The following is a 13956-nucleotide window of genomic DNA, read 5'->3' on the forward strand; positions in this document are numbered from 1 at the left end:
CAGGCTATTCCAGCCATTGCGCCTGTCATTGCGCCGGCGTCGCAGGCCGGGCCGGAGTAGCCGGCGCCTGGCTGTTGACCGCCGGAACATTGCCCTGCGCGTCCTGGAAATAACGGAAGAACTCCGAATTCGGCGACAGCACCATCGTCGTGCCCGCCCCCTCCAGCGCCTTCTGATAAGCCGCCATCGAACGGTAGAAGGCGAAGAAATCAGGATCCTTCTGGAACACATCGGCGAAAATACGGCTGCGCTCGCCCTCGCCTTCACCGCGCAGGATTTCCGATTCCTTGCGGGCTTCGGCCAGGATCTCAACGACCTGGCGGTCGGCCACGGCACGGATACGCTGTGCCGCTTCACGGCCGCGGGCACGCAACCGCTCCGCTTCCGCGAGACGCTCAGCCTTCATGCGGTCGTAGGTCTGCTGCGAGACCTCGGCCGTGAGATCGGTGCGGCGGATACGCACGTCCTCGATGGTGAGGCCAAGCGACGTGGCGTCAGGACGCAACTGATCGCGCACCTCCCGCATCATATCGCCGCGTTCCTCGGAAAGCGCTGCCTCGAAGCCGCGCAAACCGTAGACGCTACGCAAGGCCGCGTCGAGACGCGTCCGCAGGCGCTGTTCGGCCAATGTGGTATTGCCCGATACCGTCTGCATGAAGCGTCGTGCATCCGTGATCCGATAGACCAGGAAGGCATCGACGTCGTAGAACTTGCCGCCAGAAACCTGAACGCGGATATCGTCAAGATCGAAGCGCAGCAGGCGATCGTCGATCATCTGCACGGTATCCGCGTCAAAGAACCCGAAAGGCAGTTTCAGATAAAGGCCGGGCTCGGTCTTCACATCGACGATCTGGCCGAAGCGAAGAACGATTGCCTGCTGACGTTCGCCAACGATGAACACCGCCGAATAGAGCAGGAAGGCAGCGATCGCTATGATGCCCGCGATGAAGGGAAAACGGTTCTGGTTCATCACTGGCTGGCTCCTGTCACGCTGCTAGCCCCGGGGGTACTCGCCCCGGTCGTGCTTCCAGGCGTCGTATTGTTCTGCGGGGTCGTTCCTGGCGCACGCTGGCGCATCAGTTCGTTGAGCGGCAGATAAGGCACCACATCCTTGCCGGGCTCGACGATCACCTTGTTGGAGCCCTTGAGAACGCGCTCCATGGTTTCGAGGAACAGGCGCTTGCGCGTCACGTCGGGCGCCTTGATATACTGGTCGTAGACGGACGTGAAACGTTGCGCCTCACCTGCGGCCTCCTGCACGATCTGGTTCTTGTAGGCAGCCGCCTCTTCGCGAACCTGAGCGCCCTGACCACGTGCCGCGCCAAGTTTCTGGTTGGAATACTGGTTGGATTCCTCGACGAAACGGTCTTCGTCCTGTTCAGCGCGCTGCACCTCGTCGAATGCATCGGCCACCTCCGGCGGGGGCGCTGCATCCTCGATGGAAACGGCGTTGACCTGAATGCCCGCTTTGAACTCGTCAAGCGCTGCCTGCACGATGGTGCGCACCTGCTGCGCGATCGCCGCACGGTTGTCACGGAACACATCCTGCGCCGGACGGCGTCCGACGATCTCGCGGATGGCGCTCTCGGAAACCTGCTGCACCATGCTGTCAGGGCTCTCTACATTGAAGAGATAGGCGCGTGGATCAATCACCTGGTAAAGCACGGAGAACTGGACGTTGACGATGTTCTGGTCACCGGTCAGCATCAGCCCCTGTGTGGCGCCGCGCGTGCCCTGGCCGCCAATGTTGATCTGTTTTTCGGCGATCGACGCCTTTTCATAGGTCTCGATCGGCCACCAATGGAAATGCAGGCCCGGGCCGGAGATTTCGTCCTTCGGCTTTCCGAAACGCATTTCGACGGCAAGCTCGTCCGGCTGCACCGTATAAACGGATTTGAAAATCCAGAAGGCGAGGAGGAGCACCCCGCCAATCAAATAGAGGCTGTACTTGCTGCCGCCTCCGCCGCCTCCACCGGGAAACACACTTTTCAGCCGGTCCTGGCCCTTGCGCAGTATATCCTCGAGATCGGGCGGTGTGCCGGGTGTACGCGGCCCCTTCGGCCCTTGTCCCCACGGGCCCCCATTATTATTGCCGCCGCCACCCCAAGGGCCGCCGCCGCCGTTTTGATTACTCCAGGGCATTCTTACCTCTCGTTTTGCACGCAAGAGGTAGCGAACGACCTCCCGGCATCAATTGATGTGTCCCGTTTATAGGGATGGTGATAGCCGCTTTCAACGCAGGCAAGGACTTTTCAGCATTCTTTCCGAAAATCAGCACGATTCCCGGACCTCCAGCATGCCCGATCAGCCCTTTTTCTGTGATTCACCCCTGTCATAAACGATATAGCGAGTGGCGTGGCTGTCCTTCTCCCCGGGGGGAACCTCTTCTACCGAAACCTTGCGCCACACAGACGGATCGATCGGCGCAAAATGCGTATCGCCCTCGACCTCGCCGATCACCTCGGTCACGTAGAGCCTGTCCGCCAGCTTCAAAGTCTGGCGATAGATTTCGCCTCCGCCGATCACGCAGATCTCGTTTGCCCCGACCTCGGCGGCACGTTTCCCGGCGAGCGCCAGCGCATCCTCGACGGAGCCTGCCACATCGAACCCTTCGCCCGCAAAATCAGGATCGCGGGTGACGACGATATTGGCGCGCCCGGGCAGCGGCCGGCCGATGGATATCCACGTCTTGCGTCCCATCACGATCGGCTTGCCCATGGTGATCGCCTTGAACCGCTTCATGTCAGTCGACAACCGCCATGGCAGGCCATTTTCACGTCCGATGATCCCGTTTTCCGAAATGGCAACGACAATCGACACTGTTGGGGAAACCGTGCTCATCAGACCGCCACATCCGCCTTGATCGCGGCGTGCGGCTCATACCCCGTCACCTCGAAATCATCGATCCTGTAGCCGTCGATGCTCTCGGGCCGGCGCAGCAGGCGCATTCGGGGGAAAGGCCGGGGCTCCCTCGTCACCTGCTCGCGCGCCTGTTCAAGATGGTTGAGATAAAGATGCACATCGCCGCCCATCCAGATCAGTTCGCCCAGTTCAAGGCCGGTCTGCTGCGCCACCATCATCTGCAGCGCCGTGCCGCCGACAAAATTGAAAGGCGCACCAAGTTCCAGATCGCAACTGCGCTGGTAGATCAAAAGGTTGAGCCGGTTCCCTCCCGTCACATGGAACTGGTAGACCATATGACAGGGAGGCAGCGCCATCTGAGGCAAATCAGGCACGTTCCAGCCGTGAAAGAGCATACGCCGGCTCGAAGGGTTGGTTTTCAGGGTCTCAATGACGGTCGCGATCTGGTCGTGCTCGGCGCCATCGGCCCCCAGCCAGCGCCGCCATTGCTTGCCATAGACAGGGCCAAGATCGCCCCATTGCCGTGCAAAATCATCATCCTCCACGATACGCTTTTCGAATTCCGGCTGCGAAATCGCCTCGCCGGTCGCTTTGCGGTATTTGTCCAGAGGCCAATCCGTCCAGATTCGCACGTTTTCTTTCAAAAGCGCCTGGATATTGGTTTCGCCCGTCAGGAACCACAGCATCTCCTTGACCGCCAGCTTCCAGTAGACCCGCTTGCTGGTCAGGATCGGCACCGTGCCATCGGAAAGATCGAACCGCAGCATCGCGCCGAATTGCGAAAGCGTGCCGACACCGGTGCGGTCGATACGCCTGTCGCCCTTCTCCAGAACGCCGGACAGGAGATCGAGATATTGATATTCGGGATGGCGCGGCATCGTCTTCTCCAGGAAGCAGCCCTGTTTCGATAGAATCGCGGCACCGCTCCAAATCTTGGCATCAAAATAGCAAAACCCCGGCGCAAAGCACCGGGGTTTCACATATAATCATCAGAAAATCAGAGGCTTTCGAGCTTTCCAAGCGCTTTCGCGGTCAGATAATAGAAAGTGACGCGCTGCTTGTTGCGATCCGCCTTCATGATGTCCCCGACGCTCTGGATGGCGGCATTGCCCTTGTCGGCATCGGTGACGCCGAGCTTCTTCTCGACCCAGCTTTTGCGCACGCGCTCGACTTCATCAGGATCGGCCATCGCCACCAGAGACGCATCCCTGCTGCGCAGCGCGACGCCCAGATGCTTGACGATCTTCTCGATGACCGCCGGATCCGCACCGGCATCGTAACGGCGTACATCCTCGATATATTCACTCATTGACCGCTCTCCTTCGATCTTGGCCACGTTATCCGCTGCTAGAGCAGCCGGACTGAATGGAATCCTAGCCCACTATAGTGAAACATTGACTAGCAAAAAACACCTGTCAATGCCGGTTGAACGATTAGAACCGTGATTGGGCACACAAGCCATGCCCCACAAAACTGTCGGCAGCCATGCAGACCAACGCTGATGAACACCGCAAATCGTGCTGAAGGCCCTTCCAATTCCTGTCGGGGCGACTTATATAAACCCTGCCGGTTTCGACCGGCTATGGCGATAAACGGACGATGTAATAAGCCTATTGGACCCGGGGGCGGTACCCGGCGCCTCCACCAGAATGCAGCAGATAAGCTGCCTTGTGGCGGGGGCGAAATAGGATCGACAAGGGTGTAAAGATCGCTCTTTTGCTCGGCATGATACCACCGTTATCGGGTCAAAAGTGTAGTTGCAAACGACAACAACGCTAAGGGATATGCTCTCGCTGCCTAATGGCGGTGCGGGAATTCCGACCTAAGCCCTTTTGGTTAGCACCTTAAGGCGGGGTTCGGAGGCACCTGGCAACAGAAGCCTCCACTTTCCCTTTCTTTGCGTAATTCCGCTGTCTTTTCCTTATTCCGCTGGCATTTCTGCCGGGATTTCAGTTGCGGCCGCGCCGCGCCGGCGACCAAGCGAGAGCAGCGTCAGCAGGAATGCACCGATCGCGCAGGCCGCGATGCCGGCGATCATCGGCAGCGCCGTTCCGTCGAAGAATGCACCGGCGATCCCCATGGCCACGGCTGCGGCAACGAATTGCAGCGTCCCCATGAGAGCGGATGCCGTGCCGGCAATTTCCCCATGCTCCTCGAGCGCCAGCACCGCCGTTGTCGGCAGCACGAGCCCGAGAAAACCGTATCCGACGAACAGGAAAATAGCCATGACAGGCAAGGACTGGAAGCCGGCCATCATGACCAGGAGCAGCAGCGTCATCGCCGCTGCATAGCCGGCAACCGCCATCCGAACCACCCGCACCAGTCCGAATCGGCCAGCCAGCCAGCCGCTCAGTTGCGACACGCTGAAGAACGATACCGCGTTGATCGAGAACGCGATGCTGTACTGCGTCGGCGTGAGACCGTAATGGTCGATCAGCACGAAGGACGAATTGGCGAGATAGACCAGGAACGACGACAATCCGAGGCCGCCGATGAAGGTCAGCACGAGGAAATTGAAATCCTTGAGGAGGAAGGCATAGGCGGCAAGCGCGCTGCCGAGGCTGCTTTCCACCCGCGCCGACTTCGGCCGCGTCTCCTTGAGCGAAGTGGCCAGCAGCACCATGCCGATAAGTGCGGCGATCAGCACGGCCCAGAAGACACCGCGCCAGCCGAAGAAGGCGATGATCGCTGTCCCGGTCAGCGGGGCCAGGATGGGCGAGATGCTGAAGACCAGCATCAGGAGCGACATCAGCCGCGCCGCATCCACGCCGGTATGCAGATCGCGCACGATGGCGCGCGGGATGACCATGCCGGCGCTCGCGCCAATCCCCTGCAGGAAGCGAAAAGCGACGAGCGTATCGATATCGCCGGCAAGCGCGCACCCAATGCTGCCAATGGCAAAGAGTACGAGCCCGCCATAGAGCGGAAGCTTGCGACCCATCATGTCGGAAAGCGGCCCGATGAAGAGCTGCGCCAATCCCATGGAGATGAAGAAAGCGAGCAGGCTCATCTGCACGGCGCTCGTCTCCGCCTGGAGATCGGCCCCGATCGTCGGCAGCGCTGGAAGATACATGTCAATCGCGAACGGCCCGATCGCCGAGAGAAGTCCAAGAACAATCGCAGTGCGAAGAAATCTGGATGACATCACGGAAACTTTCGAAATGGGACGACCGAACGGGCATCGCGATACGCAGGCCACTGGGGCATCGCCGGCCGGTCATAATAGAAACAGGGAAGCCCCGAGCGCCCTCTCCCATTGTGGAAGCCAGCGGCGGGTTGTATGTATGACGTCCAAGTGATTGGACAACGATGTCAATTTAGACACTATTGTCTAAATCGTCAACCCGTCATATCTTGAGGCCATGAAGAATACTGACAAACCTGCTGTCACGCTCCAGTGCGCACCCGTTGCCCCTTATCTCCCCGACACGAGGGGGCAAGCCTTCACTCGGCCCGGCAGCGGCCAGTGCATGAAACGCCACTCCATCCTGGACGCCGCAGCGCGCACCTTCTGCCGCGATGGTTTCACGGGCACCAGTATAGATTTGATCGCCGCTGAAGCAGGCGTCTCACGCCAGACCATCTATAATCATTATCGCGACAAGGAGATGCTGTTCGGCGCGGTCGTCGATGCGGTCATGGAGCGCACCAACGCCGCGCTGTTCGCCATTCTGGCGACCTTTCCCGAAAAATCCGATAATCTTGAAGCCGATCTCGCCCTTTTCGCGACGCGGCTCGGCAAGAATTGCATGTGCAATAGCGATGGCGAGTTCCTGCGCAAGCTGATTCAGGCCGAAGGCGAGCGCTATCCAGAACTGTTCCAAATCTGGCGCGAAAACGGCCCCGCCAAGGTCGGGTCCGCCATCGCCGCACGGCTTGCCCGGCTCGCCCATGGCGGCGCGCTCGATATCGACGATCCCGATCTGGCCGCCCGACAGTTCCTGGCGCTGGTCACCGCCGACATGAATTTTTGCGGCATGCAGGGCGAAAAACCGACGGAAAAGCAGATCGAGACCAGCGCGCTCAACGGCGTACGCACCTTCCTGCGCGCCTTCGCCATTCGCAAGGCTTCTTCCGCCAGGGCCGATATGGCGCTATCCCGATCTTCGGCCTGAACAGGCCTTGGTGTTGACCTGAATCGACGCCTATCCTATTTCCCCAGTCGCAATTGTTGTGGCCTTGCGCCATAATGCGGATGAGTTATGGCTCTTTCCGTTCATATCGAACTTGACATCGAACCGCGAATCCGTGGGATAAGCACTTTATGGTCCAGGATCTGATCCGATACGATATTCTTGCACAGGAAGCGCTTCGCGGCGTCATCCGTAAGGTGCTGATGGAGGTCGCCAAGGCGGGACTTCCGGGCAATCATCATTTCTTCATCACCTTCCTCACGGAGGCCCCTGGCGTTCGCATCTCGTCGCGTCTGAAGGAGAAATACCCCGAGCAGATGACGATCGTGATGCAGCACCAGTTCTGGGATTTGCAGGTGACGGAGCAACTGTTCGAGGTCGGACTCTCTTTCGGCGATGTGCCGGAACGTCTCGTCGTCCCCTTCTCCGCCGTTCGCGGCTTCTACGATCCTTCGGTCAATTTCGAGTTGGAATTCGACGTTGCAACGCAGGAACCGGCCGGCGACAATGATTCCGACGCCGAGATCACCAGCATCGAACCCATGCGTGAGGTCAACGAGCCTGCAAAGGCGGTGAAGCCCAAAAAAGCCACCGGCAAGGCAGTAAAGAAGCCGGACGCCAAGACATCAGGTGACGCAGCAAAAGACGACGAGGACGCCAAACCCTCCGCCGACGTCGTCTCGCTCGATGCTTTCCGCAAAAAATAGCCCAGACCTGCCTCGATGAGCGATATCGTCAGTTTGCGCCAGTTCAAGAAGCGCAAGGCGCGCGACGAAAAGGAAAAGACCGCCACGGAAAACCGCGTCCGTCATGGGCGAACCGGCACCGAGAAGAAGTTCGAGCGTGAACAGGCGCGAAAGACCAAAGAGTTCCTCGAACGCAACCGCATAGAGCCGGAAAACCCGACACCGGCCTCTCCGGCTTCAGGGGCGCTTTCGGGAAATAACGGGGAAGACGGCGCATGAACGGGCCCGCAGGCCCTGCGCCTCAATCGGGCAGCCCTCAATCGGGCAGCATCGTCCGCAAACGTTCCATCAGCATCCGCGGCCACGCCACCAGTTTCTCGCTGGAGGACGCCTTCTTCGAAATCGTCGAGGCGATCGCGCGCCAGCGCGGCATTTCGCTCGCCGCCCTCGTGGCCGAGATCGACGATAATCGCGACAAGCGGGCAAACCTCTCCTCCGCCCTCCGCCTCCACGCTCTCGAATGGGTGAAATCCGGCGGCAGGATCGAGGAATAGGCCTTCTGCCCCGCTCCATGGCTTTGCATGACGAGGAATGGATTCCAGTGACAAGCACTGGAATGACGGGGTGGAAATATGATCGCTCTAACGGAAAACACTGCCTATCGCACCCGCTCACGATGAGAACAGTTCTTGTTTTGACGGAATCCATTCCTCAACGGTGCGTCCCCAGCTACGGCAAAAAATCCTCACCATCCCCTATGGCGATGGCGCCTCCAACGTCTTCAGGAATTCATCGACCGACTGGCCGTTCCTTGGCAATTGCGTCTCGCTTCCTGCGGCAGGCGGTCTGTCTCTCGGGACGCTGATGCTGCCGGACCATGCGGGGTCGTCGTGCTGGGCCCGCCGATTGGCGGCCTCTGCTGCCCGGCGTGCGGTTTCCTCTGCTGCCTTGCGGGCCGCCTCCGCTTCTGCGGCCTTGCGAGCAGCCTGTTCCTCGGCGCGCAGGCGGGCTTCCTCCGCCCTCGCCCGCGCTTCCTCCTCGATTTTCCTGCGCGCTTCTTCCTCGGCGCGCAAGCGCTCATCGGCCCTCGCCTGGTAGAGCGCCACCTCGCGGCGCAGCCGCTGCTTTTCGACGAGCGCCGCCTGCATCGCCTCGACCCGGTCCTGCTCGCGCTCCAGGGCGCGCTGCGTCAGGAACTGTACCAGCGGCTGGCGATCGAACGTGATGGATGGATCCCGGTAAGGCCCCTCGACGGCAAAACGCACCGCCGGTTCGGCGCCGACAAGCGCGTCGGAACCCGGCTTGAACGTAAAGCCGCCCTGCGCGCCAATCGTCATCGTGGCAAGGTCAAGCCGGAAATCGGATGCAAGCGCCACCTTGTCCGTGTCAAGTTGGAATGACGGGACGCGCGCCACCCCGCCAGCGACCGTAAAGGCCAGTTCCGCCGGTCCGGGGCTGAATGCGCCCAAGTCCAGATGCCCTGTCGCCATCGCATCGAGCGTTGCTGTCGGCACGTTCGGGTCCGCCTTGTCAGCCGCAGCGAGTATCGGCTGCAGCGCATCCTGATTGAACCCTTTGATCGACAGTCCGTTTACAGCGAGAACGCCTGATCCGGCCATCGAAGCCATCAATTCGCTGACGCTCTTGCCGCTGCCATTGAGCGAAGCGGAAAGCTTGGTCACGCCGCTGAGCGGCGCATCGCCGTCCTGCAAATGATAAAACCTGCTGAGATCGCTCCCTTCCCAGGTAAACTGGGTGGAGGCGAGCGCCGTACCGCCGGTATTGCGCAGGCCGAAGCTTCCGCCCAGCTTGCCGCCGAGAAGCGTGCCGGCAAGATCGCTCAGATTGAGGTCGTCGCTTCCCCCGGCGATCTTGGCGGAAAAACCGGTGATATCGCCAAACAAACCGGCATTGGCCGCTTCAGCGGTGAGTGTCAAATTGGCCAGAAGCGGAAAGGCGGGAGCATTGGCGAACGCGCCTTTCGGCCAAACTCCCCCTCCCGTACCGCTATTCCCGCTCTCAAAAGCTTGCGATCCCAGCATGAAGCCAGCAAGCGCACCGAGATCGAGCCTGGAGACCTTCACCTCTCCCTTGAGCTGCGGATCGCCGCTATCGGCAAGGCTCGCCTCGAGCTTGGCTGCGACCGTCTCCCCGTCCAGCGTGCCCGCCAGATTGGGCAGGCGCACGATATCCTTGGCGAACTGGAAATCGCTCGTCAGATCGACCGGCAGCCCCTCGCCATAGCCGGGCAGCGCATAGCCCACCGCCGCCGCGAAAGGCTGGAGGTCGGCGGTTTTCAGCACCGCCTTTCCGCTACCCGTGAGATCGTCGGGGCGAAGCGTAAACACGCCGTCTATCGACGCCGCACCATCGGGCGCCTTTAGCGTCAATTGCGTCTTCATCCCCTCCGAGGGCACGCCCTGCAGCGAAAGATTGCCGTTGAGCTCTCCGGCGATGCCAAGCGGCAGGGCCGGAAACCCGATGAGTGCCATCAGCGGCTCGCTCTCCGGCGTATCCGCATTTGCCGTCAGCGACAATTGCAGTGGGGCTTCGCCCCAGAGATTGCCGCGCGCCATGCCGGAAACGCCGATCGTCATGCCGCCCGTCTTGCCGTTGGCGCTGAAGGAAAACTCTTTACCGTCCTTCTTGTCTGCAGCCCCCACCTTCTTGTCTGTAGCCGAAGTGACGGCGCTGCCGACCAGCGTGATTTCACTGTCGGAGAAAAGTCCGGGATAGGTCTCGGCCCGCTTCGTCAACGCACTGAACAGCGGCACGGAGGGATAACGGGTAGCCAGCGCCCGAACCAGTTCGGAAAGATCATCGGAAAGAACAGTCACATCGACCGATCCACTCGGCTCCGCCTTGAACGGTTCGAACATCCCCGTCGCCGTCAGAGTAGCGCCGGCCATGTCGGAGAGGATCAGCCTGTCGATGTCGAAACGGCCCTCGCGAAGCCGGAAGGCCGTATCGATGGAGGCCGCCTTGAAGCCGCCATGGCTGACCGGCCCTGCCTTCAGCGTCACGTCGATATCCTGGTCGATCAGCCGCGCCGCGCCACTGTCGCCGGCAAAAAGTGTTGTGAGCGCTTCCAGCGCATCACCGTCGAGCGCTCCGCCTGCGAGCGCGAGTTGCATCGAAGGCAGCACGCCTTCCTCCGACTGGCGCATGAATGAGCCCTTGAGCGACGCCCCGCCCAGCACCAGTTCCAGATCGTCGGCGCGCTGCACATCCTTGTGAAGGCTGACCTGGCCGGAAAAACCCGCCGCCGGAAGCCGCCTTATCGCCTCGTCCACATCAGCCGTCAGCCATGCGGCAAAACCAGAGGGCTGACGCGAAGCCATCAGGAGATCTCCGTCAAAGCCAAAATCCTCGCCGACCAGGAGCTTTCCTTTCGCCTCGATCTGGGTGCGTCCGGGAAGATCGGCCTTCAACTGCTTGATGCTCCACCCGTTTCCGCCCGGCTCCGCCTGCACGGTCACATCGCGGATCGTGGTATCGCCGGCGATGATCGCCGGAAGACGCAAATCGACGCTGCCCGGAATGGTCGGGATCGGCACTCGGTCCATCAACCGTTGAAATGCGGCGATGCGATGCGAAAGCGGAACCGCCGGGGCGGCTTGCACGGAAGTCGCGCCGTCCTTCGTAGCCCCGGACTCGACCAGCCCGCCCCCATCCAGCAGCACCTGCTGCCCATCGGCATTGATCATGAAGCGGGGAGCGTTGCCATAGTCGAACAGCGCCTTGCCATTGACCACATAGGGATTATCGACCGGCCCCTGCTCCATGCGGAATTCCGGCATGTCGACCTTTGCATGATCGGCTGAAAATTTGCCGGTGATGCGGAGGTCGGCGAACAACGGCCTTTCCTCCGGCAGGGTGACCCGTGACGCCTTGGCAGTGTTGCCGCCCCTGCTGCGCGTTGCCCCGGAAGCCACATCGGATGATCGCAGGGTGAAGGTACCGCCATAGGAAAGCGCTCCTTGAGTCAGCACCATGTCTCCGTCGGTCTCGAACACCGCCGGCATATCCTGCGGCAGGATGCTGGCGCGCACCCGCAATATGCCCTCGGGTTTGACCTCGCCGGTCGTTACGTCGAGAGCCGCCTTCTGGCCGTCGAGCGTCAACGTCCCGTCGAACCGCCAGGGCCCCGCGAGGCTCGTGGCCGCCATCGTCGCATTGAGATCGGAGATCACATGCTGACGGTTGTTGCCGCTGTCGCGCACATTGATCGAGCCATCGATGATCCGGAGGTTTTCCAGCTTGATCTGCGCCGGCTCCAGCCGCGTCGAAGGCCGGATCGCCCAGTCTACCTTGCCAGCCTTGTCGAGCGTGATCACCACATGCGGCTTTTCCACCCGCATGTCGAAAATTAGGATCTGTCCGCGCAGGAACGGCATCAGCTCGGCGTCCATCGAAAATTTGTCGACGGTCATGACAGGCGCATCGCCCTTGTCGCCGACACGGACGTCGGAAAAGGTCACGGAGGGAAACGGCAGGAGCCGCGCATTGGCGCTGCCCGCGACCGTCACCGGACGGCCGAGAATCCGGCTGGCCTCGCGCTCGAAATCGGCGCGATAGCCCGTCCAGTCGACAAAAGGCGGCACAACCAGCGCCGCTGTCAGCAGCAGCACCAGCAAGCCACCGAGAAGTACAAAAACGCGACCCAAACCCTTGCTCCGGACAACCCTTGACGATCACGTAGCCGTGACAGCCCGCAACATAATGGCACCGATCCGGCGACAACAAGGCAAATCGCATTTTGCACGCCGGAAAATGTAAGGTTCGGGGATTTTTCTACATCAATCAGATGGTGCCTGGACACTCCTCCGGCCCGCTGCACAATCTGAATCAATCTCTCAGCCTACAGCCGTAAGATCTTGCCCGGATTCATGATATTGTCCGGATCGATCGCGCGCTTGATCGACCGCATGTAATCGACAGCGCCACCAAGCTCCAACTCGAGATATTTCATCTTGCCCTGCCCTATGCCGTGCTCGCCGGTGCAGGTGCCTTCCATGGCGATGGCGCGCAGCGCCAGGCGGTCCATGAATGCCTCGGCCTTGTCGATCTCGGCGAGGTCATTCGTGTCGAGCAGCAATTGCAGATGGAAATTGCCATCGCCGACATGGCCGACGATCGGCGCGAGCAGCCCGGTTTCGGCGAGATCCGCCTCCGTTTCACGGATGCAATCGGCAAGGCGCGAGATCGGCACGCAGACATCCGTGGCCACCGCTCGTGAGCCCGGGCGCAGCAAAAGCGCCGCGAAATAGGCGTCGTGACGCGCGCGCCACAGCCGGTCGCGCTCTTCCGCATTGGCGGTCCACAGGAAAGGCCCGCCACCATTCCCCGCCGCGATCTCGCCGAACAGCTCCGCCTGCTCCTTGACGCCCGTTTCGCTGCCGTGAAACTCGACGAACAGATAGGGCTGCGGTTCATAGGGTAGTTTCGAATGGGCGATCAGCGCCTGCATCTGCAGCGTGTTGACCAACTCGATACGCGCGACGGGAATGCCCATCTGGATCGTCTCGATGACTGTGCGGCAGGCCGCCTCGACGCTTGGGAACGGGCAGACGCCGCCCGAGATCGCCTGCGGAATGCCGTAGAGCTTCAAGGTGAGTTCGGTGATGATGCCGAGCGTCCCCTCCGAGCCGATCAGCAGACGGGTGAGATCGTAGCCGGCGGCGGTCTTCTTGACGCGCTTGGCCGTGGTGATCAGCCGCCCATCAGGCATCACCGCTTTCAACGCCAGCACATTCTCGCGCATCGTGCCGTAGCGCACCGCATTGGTGCCGGACGCACGCGTCGCCGCCATGCCTCCGAGGCTGGCATTGGCGCCGGGATCGATGGGGAAGAAAAGCCCGGTATCGCGCAAATATTCGTTGAGTTCGCGCCTGGTGACACCGGGCTCGACCACGCAGTCGAGATCGTCCGCATTGACGCGGATGACGCGGTTCATCCGGGAGAGATCGAGCGAAACGCCGCCCGCCGGCGCATTCACCTGACCTTCGAGCGACGAGCCTGCACCGAAGGCGACGATCGGCACGCGGTGCTCGCTGCAGATCCGCACGACTTCCTGCACCTCTTCCGCATTCTCCGCAAAGATGACGATGTCAGGCGCCTGCGTCGGCACATAGGTGGTCGTGTGGCCGTGCTGCTCGCGGATCGCCTGCCCTGTCTGCGCCCGTTCGCCAAAACGCTGCTTGAGAATGGCAGCGGCCGCCGCGATACCGACTTCGTTGCGATCAAGCGCGACCGCATCTCTAAGCGACATCGCC

The 13956-nt window shown here is 61.1% G+C and carries 12 protein-coding genes and 1 other RNA gene; 5 read left to right on the forward strand and 8 right to left on the reverse strand.

Features of this window, described 5'->3' with window-relative positions; all coding sequences use genetic code 11:
* Positions 1 to 25 precede the first annotated feature (25 nt).
* The 5 genes from hflC to DUT91_RS01130 form a co-directional block, all read right to left on the reverse strand.
* Positions 26 to 970 (reverse strand): protease modulator HflC, encoded by a 945-nt coding sequence (gene hflC / locus DUT91_RS01110; RefSeq protein ID WP_114438528.1) that lies wholly within the window; start codon positions 968 to 970, stop codon positions 26 to 28.
* Positions 970 to 2142, reverse strand: a complete 1173-nt coding sequence (gene hflK / locus DUT91_RS01115; protein ID WP_114438529.1) for an FtsH protease activity modulator HflK — start codon at positions 2140 to 2142, stop codon at positions 970 to 972. Before hflK ends, hflC begins: the two co-directional genes overlap by 1 nt.
* A gap of 162 nt (positions 2143 to 2304) precedes the next feature.
* Complete coding sequence (locus tag DUT91_RS01120; protein WP_114438530.1) at positions 2305 to 2841, reverse strand: dihydrofolate reductase; 537 nt, start codon at positions 2839 to 2841, stop codon at positions 2305 to 2307.
* On the reverse strand, positions 2841 to 3740 hold the full coding sequence (thyA, locus tag DUT91_RS01125) for a thymidylate synthase (protein WP_114438531.1): 900 nt from the start codon (positions 3738 to 3740) through the stop codon (positions 2841 to 2843). The genes DUT91_RS01120 and thyA overlap by 1 nt, the downstream gene beginning before the upstream one ends.
* A 119-nt stretch (positions 3741 to 3859) precedes the next feature.
* Complete coding sequence (locus DUT91_RS01130) at positions 3860 to 4171, reverse strand: DUF2853 family protein (protein WP_114438532.1); 312 nt, start codon at positions 4169 to 4171, stop codon at positions 3860 to 3862.
* Positions 4172 to 4388: 217 nt separating this feature from the next.
* On the opposite strand from DUT91_RS01130, the gene ssrA reads away from it, so the two are divergent.
* Positions 4389 to 4749, forward strand: a transfer-messenger RNA (tmRNA) gene (gene ssrA / locus DUT91_RS01135).
* A 34-nt stretch (positions 4750 to 4783) separates the two neighbouring features.
* Here the strand turns inward: ssrA and DUT91_RS01140 are convergent.
* Positions 4784 to 6007 carry a multidrug effflux MFS transporter gene (locus DUT91_RS01140; RefSeq protein ID WP_114438533.1) on the reverse strand — a complete coding sequence of 408 codons (1224 nt, stop codon included), beginning with the start codon at positions 6005 to 6007 and terminating at the stop codon, positions 4784 to 4786.
* Between the two features lie 217 nt (positions 6008 to 6224).
* Here DUT91_RS01140 and DUT91_RS01145 point away from each other — a divergent pair, with 217 nt between their 5' ends.
* The 4 genes from DUT91_RS01145 to DUT91_RS01160 all read left to right on the forward strand — a co-directional run bounded on the left by DUT91_RS01145 (position 6225) and on the right by DUT91_RS01160 (position 8235).
* On the forward strand, positions 6225 to 6977 hold the full coding sequence (locus DUT91_RS01145; RefSeq protein ID WP_114438534.1) for a TetR/AcrR family transcriptional regulator: 753 nt from the start codon (positions 6225 to 6227) through the stop codon (positions 6975 to 6977).
* A gap of 149 nt (positions 6978 to 7126) precedes the next feature.
* The gene (locus DUT91_RS01150; RefSeq protein WP_114438535.1) at positions 7127 to 7702 is read left to right on the forward strand and encodes an SspB family protein; all 576 of its coding nucleotides are present in this window, start codon (positions 7127 to 7129) and stop codon (positions 7700 to 7702) included.
* A 15-nt stretch (positions 7703 to 7717) separates the two neighbouring features.
* The gene (locus DUT91_RS01155; protein ID WP_114438536.1) at positions 7718 to 7960 is read left to right on the forward strand and encodes a DUF4169 family protein; all 243 of its coding nucleotides are present in this window, start codon (positions 7718 to 7720) and stop codon (positions 7958 to 7960) included.
* Positions 7957 to 8235, forward strand: coding sequence for a ribbon-helix-helix domain-containing protein (locus tag DUT91_RS01160; protein ID WP_114438537.1), 279 nt, complete (start codon positions 7957 to 7959; stop codon positions 8233 to 8235). Before DUT91_RS01155 ends, DUT91_RS01160 begins: the two co-directional genes overlap by 4 nt.
* 201 nt (positions 8236 to 8436) lie before the next feature.
* Here the strand turns inward: DUT91_RS01160 and DUT91_RS01165 are convergent, their stop codons facing one another.
* Both DUT91_RS01165 and DUT91_RS01170 read right to left on the reverse strand, forming a co-directional pair.
* Complete coding sequence (locus tag DUT91_RS01165; RefSeq protein ID WP_114438538.1) at positions 8437 to 12348, reverse strand: AsmA family protein; 3912 nt, start codon at positions 12346 to 12348, stop codon at positions 8437 to 8439.
* 194 nt (positions 12349 to 12542) lie between these two features.
* Positions 12543 to 13952, reverse strand: coding sequence for an FAD-binding oxidoreductase (locus DUT91_RS01170; RefSeq protein WP_114438539.1), 1410 nt, complete (start codon positions 13950 to 13952; stop codon positions 12543 to 12545).
* Positions 13953 to 13956: the final 4 nt, after the last annotated feature.

The sequence above is a fragment of the Paramesorhizobium salinisoli genome, assembly GCF_003335045.1.
Taxonomy (GTDB): Bacteria; Pseudomonadota; Alphaproteobacteria; order Rhizobiales; family Rhizobiaceae; genus Paramesorhizobium; species Paramesorhizobium salinisoli.

Coding starts and splice junctions, on each gene's coding strand:
- DUT91_RS01160 (WP_114438537.1), top strand. CDS start 7,957: ATGAACGGGCCCGCAGGCCCTGCGCCTCAATCGGGCAGCCCTCAATCG.
- DUT91_RS01120 (WP_114438530.1), bottom strand. CDS start 2,841: ATGAGCACGGTTTCCCCAACAGTGTCGATTGTCGTTGCCATTTCGGAA.
- DUT91_RS01155 (WP_114438536.1), top strand. CDS start 7,718: ATGAGCGATATCGTCAGTTTGCGCCAGTTCAAGAAGCGCAAGGCGCGC.
- DUT91_RS01170 (WP_114438539.1), bottom strand. CDS start 13,952: ATGTCGCTTAGAGATGCGGTCGCGCTTGATCGCAACGAAGTCGGTATC.
- DUT91_RS01150 (WP_114438535.1), top strand. CDS start 7,127: ATGGTCCAGGATCTGATCCGATACGATATTCTTGCACAGGAAGCGCTT.
- DUT91_RS01140 (WP_114438533.1), bottom strand. CDS start 6,007: ATGTCATCCAGATTTCTTCGCACTGCGATTGTTCTTGGACTTCTCTCG.
- thyA (WP_114438531.1), bottom strand. CDS start 3,740: ATGCCGCGCCATCCCGAATATCAATATCTCGATCTCCTGTCCGGCGTT.
- hflC (WP_114438528.1), bottom strand. CDS start 970: ATGAACCAGAACCGTTTTCCCTTCATCGCGGGCATCATAGCGATCGCT.
- DUT91_RS01145 (WP_114438534.1), top strand. CDS start 6,225: ATGAAGAATACTGACAAACCTGCTGTCACGCTCCAGTGCGCACCCGTT.
- DUT91_RS01130 (WP_114438532.1), bottom strand. CDS start 4,171: ATGAGTGAATATATCGAGGATGTACGCCGTTACGATGCCGGTGCGGAT.
- hflK (WP_114438529.1), bottom strand. CDS start 2,142: ATGCCCTGGAGTAATCAAAACGGCGGCGGCGGCCCTTGGGGTGGCGGC.